This is a genomic window from Niallia sp. FSL W8-0635 (assembly GCF_038007965.1).
Lineage (GTDB): Bacteria > Bacillota > Bacilli > Bacillales > Cytobacillaceae > Niallia.
This window is the reverse complement of sequence record NZ_JBBOYD010000001.1, coordinates 286,491-300,836: the sequence shown is the minus strand read 5'-3', so window position 1 is coordinate 300,836 and position 14,346 is coordinate 286,491. Positions and strand designations below refer to the sequence as shown.

19 protein-coding genes are annotated in these 14,346 nt (G+C 35.9%); 8 read left to right on the top strand and 11 right to left on the bottom strand.

The annotated features are described in order from the left end of the window. Nucleotides 1-156: 156 nt before the first annotated feature. Both NYE52_RS01635 and NYE52_RS01630 read left to right on the top strand, forming a co-directional pair. Complete coding sequence (locus tag NYE52_RS01635) at nucleotides 157-708, top strand: Gx transporter family protein (protein ID WP_341191475.1); 552 nt, start codon at nucleotides 157-159, stop codon at nucleotides 706-708. Between the two features lie 3 nt (nucleotides 709-711). After that, nucleotides 712-1,692 carry a polyprenyl synthetase family protein gene (locus NYE52_RS01630; protein ID WP_341191474.1) on the top strand — a complete coding sequence of 327 codons (981 nt, stop codon included), beginning with the start codon at nucleotides 712-714 and terminating at the stop codon, nucleotides 1,690-1,692. A gap of 80 nt (nucleotides 1,693-1,772) precedes the next feature. On the opposite strand, the gene NYE52_RS01625 is transcribed toward NYE52_RS01630, so the two are convergent. The 4 genes from NYE52_RS01625 to NYE52_RS01610 form a co-directional block, all read right to left on the bottom strand. After that, a complete protein-coding gene (locus NYE52_RS01625; protein WP_341191473.1) occupies nucleotides 1,773-2,003 on the bottom strand; it encodes a hypothetical protein in 231 nt (76 codons plus the stop codon). Beyond that, nucleotides 2,000-2,164, bottom strand: coding sequence for a YvrJ family protein (locus NYE52_RS01620; protein WP_341191472.1), 165 nt, complete (start codon nucleotides 2,162-2,164; stop codon nucleotides 2,000-2,002). Before NYE52_RS01620 ends, NYE52_RS01625 begins: the two co-directional genes overlap by 4 nt. Next, the gene (locus NYE52_RS01615; protein WP_341191471.1) at nucleotides 2,121-2,768 is read right to left on the bottom strand and encodes a sigma factor-like helix-turn-helix DNA-binding protein; all 648 of its coding nucleotides are present in this window, start codon (nucleotides 2,766-2,768) and stop codon (nucleotides 2,121-2,123) included. Before NYE52_RS01615 ends, NYE52_RS01620 begins: the two co-directional genes overlap by 44 nt. 159 nt (nucleotides 2,769-2,927) lie before the next feature. Next, on the bottom strand, nucleotides 2,928-3,365 hold the full coding sequence (locus tag NYE52_RS01610) for a hypothetical protein (protein WP_341191470.1): 438 nt from the start codon (nucleotides 3,363-3,365) through the stop codon (nucleotides 2,928-2,930). Between the two features lie 143 nt (nucleotides 3,366-3,508). On the opposite strand from NYE52_RS01610, the gene NYE52_RS01605 reads away from it, so the two are divergent. The 4 genes from NYE52_RS01605 (at nucleotide 3,509) to NYE52_RS01590 (ending at nucleotide 6,711) form a co-directional block, all read left to right on the top strand. Further along, nucleotides 3,509-4,399 carry a dihydrodipicolinate synthase family protein gene (locus NYE52_RS01605; RefSeq protein ID WP_341191469.1) on the top strand — a complete coding sequence of 297 codons (891 nt, stop codon included), beginning with the start codon at nucleotides 3,509-3,511 and terminating at the stop codon, nucleotides 4,397-4,399. After that, the gene (gene modA, locus NYE52_RS01600; RefSeq protein WP_341191468.1) at nucleotides 4,396-5,187 is read left to right on the top strand and encodes a molybdate ABC transporter substrate-binding protein; all 792 of its coding nucleotides are present in this window, start codon (nucleotides 4,396-4,398) and stop codon (nucleotides 5,185-5,187) included. Before NYE52_RS01605 ends, modA begins: the two co-directional genes overlap by 4 nt. Further along, nucleotides 5,168-5,848, top strand: coding sequence for a molybdate ABC transporter permease subunit (modB, locus tag NYE52_RS01595; RefSeq protein ID WP_341191467.1), 681 nt, complete (start codon nucleotides 5,168-5,170; stop codon nucleotides 5,846-5,848). The genes modA and modB overlap by 20 nt, the downstream gene beginning before the upstream one ends. A 173-nt stretch (nucleotides 5,849-6,021) precedes the next feature. Beyond that, a complete protein-coding gene (locus tag NYE52_RS01590) occupies nucleotides 6,022-6,711 on the top strand; it encodes a metal-dependent hydrolase (RefSeq protein ID WP_341191466.1) in 690 nt (229 codons plus the stop codon). 119 nt (nucleotides 6,712-6,830) lie between these two features. Here the strand turns inward: NYE52_RS01590 and NYE52_RS01585 are convergent, their stop codons facing one another. Further along, nucleotides 6,831-7,589, bottom strand: coding sequence for an SDR family oxidoreductase (locus NYE52_RS01585; RefSeq protein WP_341191465.1), 759 nt, complete (start codon nucleotides 7,587-7,589; stop codon nucleotides 6,831-6,833). Nucleotides 7,590-7,784: 195 nt separating this feature from the next. Between NYE52_RS01585 and NYE52_RS01580 the strand changes: the two genes are divergently transcribed. After that, nucleotides 7,785-8,390: a TetR/AcrR family transcriptional regulator gene (locus NYE52_RS01580; RefSeq protein WP_341191464.1), complete on the top strand. Its 606-nt coding sequence runs from the start codon at nucleotides 7,785-7,787 to the stop codon at nucleotides 8,388-8,390. Here the strand turns inward: NYE52_RS01580 and NYE52_RS01575 are convergent. From NYE52_RS01575 to NYE52_RS01550, 6 genes are all read right to left on the bottom strand, one after another. Next, nucleotides 8,387-8,557 carry a hypothetical protein gene (locus NYE52_RS01575; RefSeq protein ID WP_341191463.1) on the bottom strand — a complete coding sequence of 57 codons (171 nt, stop codon included), beginning with the start codon at nucleotides 8,555-8,557 and terminating at the stop codon, nucleotides 8,387-8,389. The two genes, NYE52_RS01580 and NYE52_RS01575, sit on opposite strands and share 4 nt — an antisense overlap. Nucleotides 8,558-8,606: 49 nt before the next feature. Beyond that, the gene (gene trhO / locus NYE52_RS01570; protein WP_445669082.1) at nucleotides 8,607-9,575 is read right to left on the bottom strand and encodes an oxygen-dependent tRNA uridine(34) hydroxylase TrhO; all 969 of its coding nucleotides are present in this window, start codon (nucleotides 9,573-9,575) and stop codon (nucleotides 8,607-8,609) included. A gap of 349 nt (nucleotides 9,576-9,924) precedes the next feature. After that, complete coding sequence (locus NYE52_RS01565; protein ID WP_341191462.1) at nucleotides 9,925-10,170, bottom strand: hypothetical protein; 246 nt, start codon at nucleotides 10,168-10,170, stop codon at nucleotides 9,925-9,927. 13 nt (nucleotides 10,171-10,183) lie between these two features. Further along, on the bottom strand, nucleotides 10,184-11,530 hold the full coding sequence (locus NYE52_RS01560) for a PTS sugar transporter subunit IIC (RefSeq protein ID WP_341191461.1): 1,347 nt from the start codon (nucleotides 11,528-11,530) through the stop codon (nucleotides 10,184-10,186). 88 nt (nucleotides 11,531-11,618) lie between these two features. Further along, a complete protein-coding gene (locus tag NYE52_RS01555) occupies nucleotides 11,619-11,921 on the bottom strand; it encodes a PTS sugar transporter subunit IIB (protein WP_031535062.1) in 303 nt (100 codons plus the stop codon). A 33-nt stretch (nucleotides 11,922-11,954) separates the two neighbouring features. Beyond that, on the bottom strand, nucleotides 11,955-13,385 hold the full coding sequence (locus tag NYE52_RS01550; RefSeq protein WP_341191460.1) for a glycoside hydrolase family 1 protein: 1,431 nt from the start codon (nucleotides 13,383-13,385) through the stop codon (nucleotides 11,955-11,957). A gap of 171 nt (nucleotides 13,386-13,556) precedes the next feature. Between NYE52_RS01550 and NYE52_RS01545 the strand changes: the two genes are divergently transcribed. Then, complete coding sequence (locus NYE52_RS01545; protein ID WP_341191459.1) at nucleotides 13,557-14,306, top strand: MurR/RpiR family transcriptional regulator; 750 nt, start codon at nucleotides 13,557-13,559, stop codon at nucleotides 14,304-14,306. Nucleotides 14,307-14,346: the final 40 nt, after the last annotated feature.

Sequence of the window (14,346 nt, the reverse complement as noted above, 5' to 3'; positions counted from 1 at the left end):
CAACCTGTTAACAATAGGTGTAGTCACAGAATAAAACTTTGATTAAGAACTTATTCTTTTTTGTCCTGTACTGATTAATAGGTATCAGTATTCATTTAACCTACAATCAACTTATTTATAGGAATAATTACAACCGCAAGAATGGAAGTTGAGAAGATGACGAAAAATCAACGCCTTGTATATATAGCACTGCTTGCGTCACAAGCTGTAATAATTAGCTTATTAGAACGGGCTATCCCATTTCCTTTTGCCTTTGCACCTGGAGCAAAGCTTGGATTAGCAAATATTATTACATGCTTGGCTCTATACACACTTCCTACAAAGGATGCCTTTAAAGTAGTTGCTATACGCCTTTGCTTAGCAACCTTATTAGGAGGAACGCTTTCTACCTTTATGTATAGTGCAAGCGGGGCTCTCTTAAGCTTTATCGGCATGTGGAGTGTAAAGCAACTTGGCACCAAACGAATTAGCTTAATAGGAGTAAGTACCACTGGAGCAATTCTCCATAATATTGGGCAATTGGCTGTCGCAAGCTTTGTTGCACAAACATGGACTGTATTTTTATATCTACCTGTTTTATCCTTTATCGGCATCTTATCAGGAATAGCCATCGGAATACTTGCTAATTATCTAATCACACATGTAGAAAAACTACAATATTATAGAGATTTATCGGAAATAAACGAATCTAGTAATGAAAGAGGTTAGACTATGCGTGTACATCAAATGTGGGATACGTATCCAGAATTAAAGAATGACTTGTCTAAAGTACTTCAATTAATTGAAAGTAATATTCGCGTTCGCGACAAAGTAGTAGAAAAAACGATTAAGGATCTCATTTATTCCGGTGGCAAGTTACTTAGACCTGCATACTCCCTGCTTTGTTCCCAAATCGGTCCTTCTAAAGACAAAAACCGAGCGATTGCAGTCGCAGCTGCATTGGAAACATTGCATATGGCAACATTAATCCATGATGACGTTATCGATGAATCACCAACTCGGCATAACATTCCGACTATCCATGCTCATAATGGAAATAAGTTTGCCATCTATGCAGGCGATTATCTATTCTGCGTTTGTTTTACAATTTTATCTAAACACGCAACTTCTTTATCTCACTTAGAATTTAATGCTCGTAGCATGGAAAAGATTTTAAGCGGAGAATTAGATCAATTAAATGCTAGATATCAATCTAAAGTTACGGTTAAAAATTATTTAACAAGAATCTCAGGAAAAACTGCCCAGCTTTTTGCAGTAAGCTGCTATTCCGGCGCGATTGAAAGTGAAGCAAGTAGAGCACTGGCAATGAATGCATGGAATATGGGGCATTATATCGGCATGGCCTTTCAAATAATGGATGATATTCTGGATTATAAAGGAAATAGCATAACATTGGGCAAGCCAGTGATGGCAGATATTAAACAAGGTCATTATAATTTGCCACTCATTTATGCGATTCAAGCAAGTCCGAAAGAGCTGATTCCTCTTTTAGATAAAAAAGACGACTTGACTGACGAAGATATGCAGCAGATTTCTGAACTTATTTCTAAATATAAAGGGGTAGAAAAAGCGGAACTCCTTGCTAAAAAATATACAGAAAAAGCAATCAAACAACTTAATAAATTACCTGAAGGCGATTATAAAAATCATCTTTATGTGATTACAAATAGCTTATTGAAGCGGAGCGTTTAATCTCTGTAATAAAATCCGAGCCACTCTATCCAAGTTAATTATAGATTGTTCTCGGATTTTTTCTGTTTTAGGGGTGCTTATTAGATTTTATACTTGTCTTTAAACTCCCAAAATCCCGGAATACTATCTAAATCATATTGATAAGCAGACTCTATTAGCATGATTTTTAATTCTTGGGAAAGGTCAGCCATATCATTTGGATTTGTTCTTTTCATTAATTTATTGACCTTTGGCTCAAACATCTTAATTAATTCTGTTAACATTTCAGGGTCTACTTTTGCTCTTTTCACGATTGAGTACATATCTGTCATTTGTCATTTTCCTTTCTTTGGTTTGGTTGTATTTCCTTCCACTCTTTAAGTAGTTGATCCATTTTTTTGTCTAATCGAAGTAAAACAAATAAAGATAAAGTTAGCGGAAAGCCAAAGTTACTGATTATAGTCATCCATTGAGTCATGTCTATTAATTCCATCCGCCTTCCTCCTTCCATTCATAAATGAAAAAATACGTTGTAAAGCTACTTTTCGTGTTTTCGAAATGTATTGCTGCGATGTACCAATTTTTCGAGCAATTTCTGTATCCGTTAATTTATATAAATATGCATAGGTTAAAATTGCTCGTTGTGAGGATGTCAGGCTGAGAATAGCTGAGTAAATCATTTTATCTGAAATGTATTCCTCCACACTTTCTCGCAATACCTCCTTCTCCACTATCCTTTCTATTTCCGCCTCTTTGTCATGGAAAGTATTATCCTTCTCACCTCGATCTTCCTTTTCACCCAGGATTAAAGGAAATCTTTTCTGATGCACGGTTAGGTTTTTATTAAAATTAATGGTGCTATACTCCATAGAAGAAGTAATATACGCAGTAAACCGAATGGTAAAGAAATGCTTTTTAAAGGATTCATCCAGCTTTTCTTTATTTTCCTTTGTTGGAAATTCTATTGCTTTTTTTAACAGATCGAAATTCACCTTATTTCCTAAAAAACTCTTTACAATTGGATTACTTAATAATGATTTATTTTCCTGCAAGAACGTGGTAAAAGCCTCTGATTGAAAAGAACGGCATTCCTTCATATTCAAGCCTCCCAAAAGGAACATATGTTCTGTTTTTGTTGTAAAAAAAGGGACTAATCTTCATTAGTCTCTTCTATTCATATATGCTATTTCTACCTCCTTCTATATATATAAAGAAAGATTTATCGTAAAAATAACAACCACTTGTCCTAATTTCATTTACTCGATTATAGATAACTTAATATCAAAGATAACATTGTATGTATTCTCTTCCAATATGACAAAAGTCCAATTTTTTGCCAATATCTTTGCAAATTGCTGAAAGGATTCTTTGGATAAAGTCATTGTCCCTAAAACTTCACCTCTATCCTCGAAACCTCTTCCCTCTACCATTTGATATTTTAATGATAAAAGCCTTTTTAATGTTCCCTTTGTCAAAAAGGTTATTTCATAATCATCTGCTAGAATATCCTTTACTCCTGCTCTATTTTTTTCATAATAAGTGAAAAGTGTTTCCCAATTCGGCAATCCATTTCCACAGCTTTGAAAGAAAACAAGGTCTTTCTTTTCCAGAGCTTGTATAATCTCTTCTTCCTGATATCCCTTACTTTTCACTTGTTCCAGCATGATCGCAAAATTCAACGCAACTCTTACCATAAAAATCCTACTCCCTTCATATTTCATATTGATTTCATTACAAGAAAAAGATAAATTGGTAGAAAGACTTTTATTAAATAACTTTCTTTTTACTATTATCTGAATAGTTTAAGTATAATCTATTTTAAAAGGAGTGAGGGAAAATGCTTAAACAAAATCCATTTGTTCCATATAGCATTGCGATGGTTACCCCGTTTGATGATAAGGAAAATCTCTGGTTGAGTGGCATTTTTTCTTTAATAGATTACTATAAAAGGAATCAGGTTCCTGCACTGCTTATCAGTGGTTCAACCGGGGAGCAGCATTCGATGTCAATCGAAGAACGCGTAACCCTCTATCGAGAAGCAAGATTAGCTGGAAAAGACGATCTTCTTCTCATCGGAGGAGTAGCTGCATTAAGAACATCTGACGCCATTCGATTGGCCGAGGCTGCCCAACGAGAAAATCTGGATGGAATTATGCTAGGTTTTCCTCCTTATTTACGAATGAGCCAAAGGGAAGCAGCTGAATACGTGAAAAAAGTGTGTGCTGTGACGGATTTACCAATTATGCTCTATAATAATCCACTACGCACAGGATTTAATCTGGAATTAAATACTTTATATGATTTAGTAGAGTACTGTCCGCAAATTCAAGCATTGAAAGAGGCAGGTAATTCTAGCAATGCCCCTTTAGTCAAAAAGAAGCTTGGTCCTTCTTTCACCGTTTTAACTGGATTCGACTTGCAGCTTTTAGATAATCTGCAAAACGGTTATGACGGAATCACTAGTATATTAGGAAATGTTTTTCCAAAGGAAATGCAACAAATAGTTCAATTGATAAAAACAAAGGAATGGAAACGTGCCGAAGAACAATTCTCTAAACTACTTCCGATTATACATACAATTTTAGAAATAGGAGCACTGCGAGCCATCAAATATATACTGACAGAACATAATATTGAAGCAGGAATATGTAGAGAACCACTATCCATTTTGAGTAAACAAGAAAAGGAATCCTTAAGGGATGTATTTAATAGAGGAGAGGCATTATGAGAAAGAACATCAAACACATCCTCTTATTACTATCCTTATTTCTTTTAGCCTCTTGTAGCAATAGCGGGGAGCTGGCTTCTTCCTCTAAGAAAGAATCTATTTCTTTAACTGTCTCTGCTGCGGCAAGTATGCAAGATTCATTGGGTACGATAAAGAAGAAATTTGAAGAGGATTATCCAGATATTACATTAACCTTTAATTTTGGTTCATCAGGAGCATTGCAACAACAGATCGCTCAAGGAGCACCAGTTGATTTATTTTTCTCAGCAGCGCAGGATAAGCTCAATCTTTTGATAGAGGACGGATTTATTAAGGAATCCGACCATATAGACTTAGTAAAAAATAATTTAGTTCTGATTACTAATAAAAAATCCAATACAACGATTAATAGCTTTGCTGATCTCGAAACATTGGATAAGGAAAAAATAGCCATCGGAATTCCAGAATCTGTCCCAGCAGGAAATTATGCGAAAGAAACGCTTCAAACTCTTCATATATGGGAAAAAGTACAGGAGAATATCATTTACGCAAAGGACGTACGTCAAGTATTGTCCTATGTTGAAACAAATAATGTGGCTGCAGGAATTGTTTATGGAACTGATGCAAAGACTTCTGATTCTGTTAAGGTAGTGGAGATTGCTGATGAATCAAGTCATTCTCCGATTGTCTATCCAGTTGCCATTATCAAGGATAGTAAAAATTACGAGGCAGCAAAAACGTTTTATGACTATCTGCAAACACCAACTAGTTTAAAGGTTTTCGAAGAAGATGGATTTATTGTTAACTAAAGAGGAATGGTCCAATTTTTGGTCACCAATCTCCCTTTCCTTACAAGTTTCTCTGGTTGCCACTGTTGTCGTCATTGCCAGTGGCACGATACTTGCTGCCAAATTAGCCAGAAAAGAATTTAGAGGAAAGGCATTACTTGAAACTTGTTTACTTTTGCCAATCGTTCTTCCTCCAACTGTTACTGGTTTCCTACTACTCGTTCTGTTTGGTAGAAATAGTATCCTCGGCAAAGTAATCGAATGGATCTTTCATCAGCCTGTCATTTTTACATGGTGGGCTGCAGTAATGGCTGCATTTATCGTGTCTTTTCCTTTAATGTATCAATCAGCTAAAGCAGGCTTTATCCAAATCGATCGTTCCATTGAAGATGCAGCACGAGTGGATGGTGCAAATGAATGGAAAGTACTAAGATCCATTTCCATTCCACTTGCCTCCCACTCCATACTTTCTGGAAGTATCCTTAGCTTTGCCAGAGGATTAGGAGAATTTGGAGCTACCTTAATGTTTGCAGGCAATATCCCAGGAAAAACACAGACATTACCCACTGCTATTTATGTTGCTATTGATACTGGAAATATGCGAATGGCTTGGATTTGGGTAATCTCCATCACGATTATTTCTTTTATGATGCTAGCTTTATGCCAGCCGAAACAACGATAATCTTTTCTTGCGGCAACGTATTTCCTTACAAGGTAGTGTGAATACTTCTTACTGCAGAGGTCTTATTTTCGCCAGCAACAGACAGGCATATCATTTGGCACTTTCCCTCTCTCTGTTTTAATCTAAAATGGACACTAATCCACATTTTTGTGGAATGAAGGAGATGGTTTTGCATGAAAATTACGTATCATGGTCAATCCACTATTGAAATTAGTACAGAAGGAAAATCATTAATTATTGATCCTTTTATCAGCGGAAACCCTTCTGCCGTTTCAAAGGTCGAGGAAATAAAGGTTGATGCTGTTCTATTGACACATGCTCATATGGATCACATTCTTGATGCTGCACCGATCGCTAAAGCAAATAACGCTCCCGTTGTCGCTAATCCAGAATTAGCTGCCTATATGTCATGGAAAGGCGTTGAAACAATTGGGATAAATATCGGCGGCACAATCGATTTAGGATTTGCAAAGGCAAAAATGACACATGCTTTCCATAGTTCAGGTATTATTGATGAAGAGAACAAAAATATCTTATATGGTGGAATGCCCGCTGGATACATTATTGAAGCAGAGGGAAAAGTGTTGCATCATGCTGGAGACACTGGACTATTCGGTGATATGAAAATGATTGGAGATCGACATAATTTAGACGTTGTTTTCTTACCAATCGGAGACCATTATACAATGGGACCTGAAGATGCACTACAAGCAGCCGAATGGTATCAAGCAAAACTAATCATTCCTATTCACTACAATACATTCCCAGTTATTGAACAAGACGCACAAGCCTTCGTAGACAAACTAGACGAACTTGGATTCAAAGGAAAAGTACTAGAATTAGGCGAAACCTTTGAGTTGTAAGAAAAGTGGAGGGCACCCAGTTAAGGGAGTGGAGGCTTCAAAAAACTTCCGCTTTGTTTACAGTTTTAAATAAATATTGCCGACAAACAAAGTTTGTCGGCAATATTTTTTAAGCTATTTTAGTAAGCAGTCCAACCACCATCAGCTGTAATAACTGTTCCATTTAAAAAGCTTGAATCATCCGATGCTAAAAACAGGGCAACCTTTGCAATTTCTTCTGCACTTCCAGCTCTTGGGTTAATAGCCATACCTAGCTGCTGTTTAGACGCACCATATTGATTGATATTGGTCATGGTAGAACTTATATTAGTAATAACGGCACCTGGTGCAATCGCATTACATCTAATCCCTTTATCCGCATACATAAAGCCAGTATTTTTTGTAAATCCAACAACTGCATGCTTAGAAGCCGTATAAGCTGCACCAGCACGAGCTCCATATAAACCTCCAGCAGAAGCGATATTTACGATGATACCGCCTTGCTGTTCTAAAAATAATGGCAATACTTTTCTAGTAGAACGCATGACACTCGTTGTATTAACAGCAAAGATTCTCTCCCATGCTTTATCTTCTATATCAGCTGCTGGCTCCATATTGTCCATAATACCAGCATTGTTAACTAGGATATCTACCTTTCCATAAGTGTCGACAGTAGAATCAATTAATTGTTGAATATCCTCTTCTACCGCTACATTTGTTTTGATCGCAAATGCTTTTCCTCCATTCGCTTCAATCTCCTTAACTGTCGCCTCTGCACCTTCTCCATTTAAATCAGAAACAACAACGCTTGCACCTTCTTTTGCATAAAGGAAAGCAATCTCTTTACCCATTCCAGATGCTGCCCCTGTAATAACGGCCACTTTATCTTGTAACTTCATCTTACCCACTCCTTCTATTGAAATCGTTATCAAATATAATTGAATTATTTAACGTATTTACTACTCTTATAGTATAATTTTATTAAAATAAACTATTCAATCAGCAAAAAAACAAGATATGTTTCTTATTGAACAATGGAATAGGTATTTGTTTTATAACTCTAATTCTTTGAAGTAGTAGGGAGGATTATAATCATGCAAATGAATGAGATTAGCTCTGATAGAAGAGTGAAAAAATCAAAAAAAGCACTAAAAAATGCCCTTATCACTTTAATGGATCAAAAGGACTTTAAAGATATTACGATTACAAATATTGTTGAGCTTGCTGATGTAAATCGAGGAACTTTTTATCGACATTACCAATACAAAGAAGATTTGCTAGAGGATGTAACAAATGATGTTCTCACTGATTTAATTTGGGCATATCGCTTTCCATACGTACATCTAGAAACCTTTGATGTCTCCACATTAACAGCTAAATCAATTAAAATATTTGAACATGTACAAAGACACGCCTTGTTTTATAAGCTCGTTTTCTCTTCTGACTTCCTAAACGATTATCAACAGCGAATTTATCAGACTTTAAAGAATCTGAATAAAGAAGATTTTGAGTATGCACTAATAGATCCAACCATCAACCGAAATCTTCATATCAGTTACCAAGCAAATGCACTCGTCGGTATGATTATGGAGTGGGTGAAGGAAGATTTTTGTTACCCTTCTGAGTATATGGCAGAACAATTATTAGCATTTATACACAGTACTCAATCATCCCCTTCTAAAATAAAAATTTTAAACTAGTTCTGTTGCCATTGACTATCCAACCACGGTTGATATCGTGCAGATAAGTGGGATATCAGCCAAAAATATTGCGTTATCAGCCAAAGTTTTGTTTTTTTCAGCCAAAAATATTCCTTTTTCAGCCAAAGTTCTGTTTTTTCAGCCAAAACTGCTCCTTTTTCAGCCAAACCAATCCCCAAACAAAAAAGAGCCGTCCTCAAAGGACAGCTCCTACCATTACATTACTTTGCTTGCTTCTTCCCATTTAGCAATTTCGCTAACTCTTGCTTCTACTTGCTCTGGAGTAAGTCCATGATGTTTTACATAGAAGTTTCTTGGATGAGTACGGCACTCGTGGCTACAGCTTCTCATATACTTCTCTTCATTTTCTTCACTGCAAAGCATTTTGCGGTTACACTCTGGGTTTGCACAGTTTACATATCTCTCGCATGGCTCACCAGTAAAGAAATCACGTCCAACGATAACATGCTCTTTTTGATTGACTGGCACACTGATTCTTTGGTCGAACACATAGCATTGACCATCCCAAAGCTCGCCTTGTACTTCTGGATCTTTACCGTAAGTCACAATTCCACCATCTAATTGACTTACATCATCAAAGCCCTCTTTCATTAACCAGCCAGAGAACTTCTCACATCTTACTCCACCAGTACAGTAAGTAAGAATTTTCTTGCCTTCTAGCATCTCTTTATTTTCTTTAATCCATTCTGGCAGTTCTCTAAATGTTTCAATCTCCGGCTTAATAGCACCTCTAAAATGACCAAGATCATATTCATAATCATTACGAGCATCAATTACGATTGTATTTGAATCTTGCATTTGCTCATAAAATTCTGTTGGCTTTAAGTGCTTACCAGTTAACTCAAGTGGATCCACATCATCGTCTAAGCTTAAGTTAACTAATTCCTTCTTATGGCGAACATGCATTTTCTTAAAAGCATGTCCATCTGCTTCATCAATTTTAAAGATAGTATCGCTAAAGTAAGGATCCTGTCTCATTGCTTCTATATATTTATCTGTTTGCTCTACCGTACCAGAAACTGTTCCATTGATTCCCTCGTGGGAAATAAGAATACGACCTAATAATCCAAGCTCTTTACAAAAAGCTAAATGCTCTTTTGTTAACTCTTCCGGATTTTCAATCGGTACATATTTATAATAAAGTAATACTCGATATTCACTCATTATTTCAACACCCTATTCCTTCTAAAATTATCTATAATAACTATACACCAATTGTGCTAATAGTAAAAACCAATCGCTTCTTTATAAAATCGCAAACAAACAGAAAGAGACTTCACCCATTGAAATCTCCCCCTGCTTAAAATTAAAGTTAAAATAATTATAATGTAATACGAGATAAAAAGAAAGATGCAGATTTTACCTAGTATATATTCCATTCGATATTTATCCTATACATTCTAGCATAAAAATATACTTCCTGCCTATCTAAAAAAGGAAAAAACAATCCTCTTCCATCAAAAAAAGGTACCCACTAAATGAGTACCTCGACACCACTATCATTTCCAGTATATTACTTTCCACCTTCTATCACTATTGTTTGAAAATGCAATGCGCAGCCGTATTTAGATTGTTGAAAAATTTTCTCTAAGTAAGATTGCGCTTCCGTTACATTTAACGATGATTCTACCTGAATATTCGCCTTTATTTTATTAATAGTCTCCACTTCCGTCCGAACATTATCATCCTGATAATGTTCAAAAAAAGCACGGACATAGTTTATTTGTCCACATAGAAACTGGATAGTGTATTGATTCATTTCCTCTCACACCTTAAGCGGAGACATCCGAATCACTTTTTTGTCCTCCATAGCTTACTGCATTGGCTTTATTTGCTGCTATAACAAACGGTAAATAAACGATAGTAGAAACGGCTAAACAAACAAATCCCAGTAGTAACGCAATATAGTTTCCACCTGTGCCAAGGAAGGCAATTAGCGGACCTGGAGTAGTCCATGGTACAGAATAGGCAATTGGCGGAATTAATCCTGATACAATCGCAACATATCCAATAATAATATTTATAGCTGGGACAAGAATAAACGGGACAATTAAAATGGGATTCAAAACTACTGGTAAACCGAAAATAACTGGTTCATTAATATTGAATATCCCTGGTGCAAGCGATAGTTTTCCAATATCTCGGTAATCCTGTCTTTTTGCAACAATAAAGATAGCAATGAGTAATCCAAGTGTCATTCCAGAACCACCGTAATTTGCAAAAGCATCGTTAATCGCCCAAGTTACAGGATATGGAGCTCCCCAAGCTGTTCCATGCTCCGCAACAAAGTTAAGATTTTCTAAGTTTGCCTCTGCAAACATTGCTTCACGAATAGCAGCAATCGTATTGGGACCATGAATACCGAATACCCATAATAGGTTGGAAACAATCGCTAAAATGACTAGAGAAACGATATTTGTACCTAAGCTTTTTAATGGCGTCTGGATCACTGCGTAAATAAATCCATGCAATCCTTCTGGATAAACAGCATTTATTAAAGCGTTCACAACAGCGAACAAAACAGTAATAATTATAATTGGGAATAATACCTTAAAAGAACGAGAAACAGCTGGAGGTACAGAATCAGGCATATTAATTTGCAACTTTTTCGACTTAGATAATCTACTGAAAAGCTCTCCGACTAATAGCCCAACAATTAATGCAACAAATAGCCCTTGGGCACCAACCCATTGAGTCGTTAAGAAATTGGCTCCATCAACATTTGTATATGGTGGATAAATAATGAAAAATACCGAAAGACCTGTGAGTCCGCTTAATAATTCATCTGCTTTGAGTGAAATCGCCATATTTCTGGCAACGAGGAAGACGATAAACATGGACAAAATATTAACGGATCCATTTAGTACCGGCGAGAAAACCGCTTGCAGATCAGCTAAGTTTGGAAATAATTTATGCAAAAATAAGATTTTAGCTATAAAGCCATCTGGAGCTAGAACAGCAAAGTTTAGTAAGACAATTAATGAACCTGCAAGTGTGATAGGAAAAGATAGAATAAATGCATCACGGATTGCAACTATATGCCTCTGTGAGTTTAATTTTGCTGCAACTGGCACTAATGTTTTCTCCGCAAACTTTTCAAAAGCCGCCATAAAACCCATTATTTAATTCCCCCTAATAATTTCATAATTTTCACTGTGGAAAACTGTTTTACTTTGCAGGCTCCTCTAGTTGCAAGTTGTATATCCATTAGGCAATTAATTCTAATGCTCTTTCTAATACTGCCTTTCCATTCATTGTGCCGTATGCTCTCATATCAATAACTTCTACTGGTACTCTTCCAGCTATAATTTCTTCTACCTGTGGTTTTTGATAGCGAACTTGTGGCCCTAATAAAACAACATCAACTTCATGAGCTACTTTTTGACATTCTGACACTGGCAATGCAAAAATTTCTAATTCCACCCCTTTTTCTTTCGCTGCATCCTTCATCTTATTTACCAATAAACTAGTGGACATTCCTGCTGCACATACTAAAAGCAATTTTTTCATTTTATTCCCTCCTTATTTTTAAAAACCTTGGAACTATAATTCCCTTCCTCTTGTTTCCATTACTTTCTTATACCAGTAAAAGCTTTTCTTTTTTATTCTTTTTAATTCCTTTTCTTCCTGTTCCTCTCGATCTACATAAACAAAGCCATATCTTTTCTGATAGCCATTAAGCCAGCTTAATAAATCCGTGAAAGACCAAGTACAATATCCAATTAAGTCAACTCCATCATTTATCGCACTTTGACAGGCCTGAATATGAGAACGAAGATAATCTATACGGTACTCGTCATTAATTTCTCCTTCTTCTAATTGATCAAATTCTCCGAGTCCATTTTCCGTAATCAATAACGGTAAATTGTACCTGTTCGTCAGTCTCCGAAGTCCAATTCGTAAACCTTGTGGATCAATTTCCCAATCCCAGTTTGTTGAATTTAAATAAGGATTTTTCTTGGATTTATACAAACCTGGAATTCCGTGCTCCTTGGTTGTACCTTTTTGTCCTGTTGTATTCATTTCTCCCTCATCTACTGCTTTCTCCACAGGATTACGTTCTACCGTCCCTGTACGATAGTAATTGATTCCAAGAAAATCAGGACGTCCAAATGCTAATAATTCACTGTCACCTTCCTCCATCGTTGGAGCGATTCCGGCCTCGCTTAAGAGTTTCCACATCGTTTTTGGATATCTTCCCCAAACATAAATATCTAGCCACCAATGATTATTAAGCTCTTCAGCATTTTCATAGGCGAGGATATTATCAGGATGACAGTCTAACGGATAAACAGGACCATAGGCAAAGCTGGGACCAATTTTTCCATCTGGCACATATCTTCTAAAAGATTGAATTGCTTTGGCATTTGCCAAATTGGCAATATGATTTGCTGCAAACATTCTTTTCTTATCCTTTACAGCCGGCGGATGCAATCCCCGATCATACCCTAAAGATATAAAGACATTTTGTTCATTAAGTGTAATCCAGTACTTTACTCTGTCACCAAAATGCTTATAAAGGAGGATACAGTACTCATTAAAGTCATTGATAATTTCTCTAGATTCCCAAGCACCGTACAAATCCATCAATTTTTGTGGAACATCCCAATGATAAATAGTAATAATGGGCTGAATATTATATTTTATAAGTTCATTAATTAATTGATTGTAAAAATGAAGCCCTGCTTTATTTACTTTTCCTCTTCCATTAGGAAGAATTCTGCTCCAAGCAATGGAAAATCGATATGCCTTCAAACCCATTTCAGCCATCAATGCGACATCTTCTTTGTAACGATGATAATGATCGACTGCCACATCGCCATTTGTTCCTTTAAAAGTCGTACCGGGAATTTTCGTAAAATTATCCCAAACAGACGGACCTTTACCATCTTCCTTCCATGCTCCTTCTACCTGATAGGCTGCAGAAGCTGATCCCCATAGAAAATTTTCTGGAAAGCACTCTTTCTCAGACATCTTATTCCTCCTTTCACCTAAATTGTATACGCTTTCAAATATAATACAAGAAAAAATAAACACTTAGTATCTTTTTTCTTCAGAAGGAATTTGTTACATTTTAGTCACAACCTGTTTTATAATTAAAATGGTGAATATAGGAAAAATATTTTTAGAGTAGGGGGAAAAAATTTGTTCACAAATGAAATGATCCAATCCTTTAATGATTTGGAAATGCTACTCTATAACTATGTTACAAAAAACATCGATAAGGTTATTTACATGCGTATTAGAGAATTATCAGATGAAACACATGTCTCCACATCTAGCATCCTAAGATTTTGCCGGAAACTAAACTGTGATGGCTTTTCCGAGTTTAAGATTAAACTAAAACTGTATTTAGATAGAAATGAACAAGAAAACTTAAAATCAACAAAATACTATCTTTCTGAGTTTTTAGAACGGACAATGAAAGGGAATTTCGAAACATACATACAAGAAACAGCTGAAATGGTCATCCAATCGAATAAAGTTATATTTGTAGGTACAGGCAGTTCAGGCATTTTAGCAGAATACGGAGCGAGGTACTTTTCTAGCTTAGGAAAATTTTCTACTTTTATTAAAGATCCCTTTTATCCGATTAACAGTAAAGAATTGAAAAACAGTACAGCCATTATATTATCTGTTTCTGGTGAAACGGATCATACGTTGCATCTTGCCAATCAATTAAAATTAGAAGGATGCAACATCATCAGTATTACTAATAGTAAAGACTGCCAATTAGCAAAAATTTCCGATATCAATATTGCCTATTATGTTACAGAAGTATATGTAGGGGAATCGAATATTACATCCCAATTACCAGTAATGTACATCCTCGAAGAAAGCGCTCACAGCGTTAAAAAAAATAGTAAGAAAAACACAACTGAATTAGAAGCATAAAATAAGAAAAGGGAAATCCATATTTAGGGATTTCCCTGCT

Coding starts and splice junctions, on each gene's coding strand:
- NYE52_RS01580 (WP_341191464.1), top strand. CDS start 7,785: ATGCAAATGAATGAGATTAGCTCTGATAGAAGAGTGAAAAAATCAAAA.
- modB (WP_341191467.1), top strand. CDS start 5,168: ATGGATTTATTGTTAACTAAAGAGGAATGGTCCAATTTTTGGTCACCA.
- NYE52_RS01565 (WP_341191462.1), bottom strand. CDS start 10,170: ATGAATCAATACACTATCCAGTTTCTATGTGGACAAATAAACTATGTC.
- NYE52_RS01630 (WP_341191474.1), top strand. CDS start 712: ATGCGTGTACATCAAATGTGGGATACGTATCCAGAATTAAAGAATGAC.
- NYE52_RS01620 (WP_341191472.1), bottom strand. CDS start 2,164: ATGGAATTAATAGACATGACTCAATGGATGACTATAATCAGTAACTTT.
- NYE52_RS01590 (WP_341191466.1), top strand. CDS start 6,022: ATGAAAATTACGTATCATGGTCAATCCACTATTGAAATTAGTACAGAA.
- NYE52_RS01585 (WP_341191465.1), bottom strand. CDS start 7,589: ATGAAGTTACAAGATAAAGTGGCCGTTATTACAGGGGCAGCATCTGGA.
- NYE52_RS01550 (WP_341191460.1), bottom strand. CDS start 13,385: ATGTCTGAGAAAGAGTGCTTTCCAGAAAATTTTCTATGGGGATCAGCT.
- NYE52_RS01615 (WP_341191471.1), bottom strand. CDS start 2,768: ATGAAGGAATGCCGTTCTTTTCAATCAGAGGCTTTTACCACGTTCTTG.
- modA (WP_341191468.1), top strand. CDS start 4,396: ATGAGAAAGAACATCAAACACATCCTCTTATTACTATCCTTATTTCTT.
- NYE52_RS01635 (WP_341191475.1), top strand. CDS start 157: ATGACGAAAAATCAACGCCTTGTATATATAGCACTGCTTGCGTCACAA.
- NYE52_RS01555 (WP_031535062.1), bottom strand. CDS start 11,921: ATGAAAAAATTGCTTTTAGTATGTGCAGCAGGAATGTCCACTAGTTTA.
- NYE52_RS01610 (WP_341191470.1), bottom strand. CDS start 3,365: ATGGTAAGAGTTGCGTTGAATTTTGCGATCATGCTGGAACAAGTGAAA.
- NYE52_RS01560 (WP_341191461.1), bottom strand. CDS start 11,530: ATGGGTTTTATGGCGGCTTTTGAAAAGTTTGCGGAGAAAACATTAGTG.
- trhO (WP_445669082.1), bottom strand. CDS start 9,575: ATGAGTGAATATCGAGTATTACTTTATTATAAATATGTACCGATTGAA.
- NYE52_RS01605 (WP_341191469.1), top strand. CDS start 3,509: ATGCTTAAACAAAATCCATTTGTTCCATATAGCATTGCGATGGTTACC.
- NYE52_RS01625 (WP_341191473.1), bottom strand. CDS start 2,003: ATGACAGATATGTACTCAATCGTGAAAAGAGCAAAAGTAGACCCTGAA.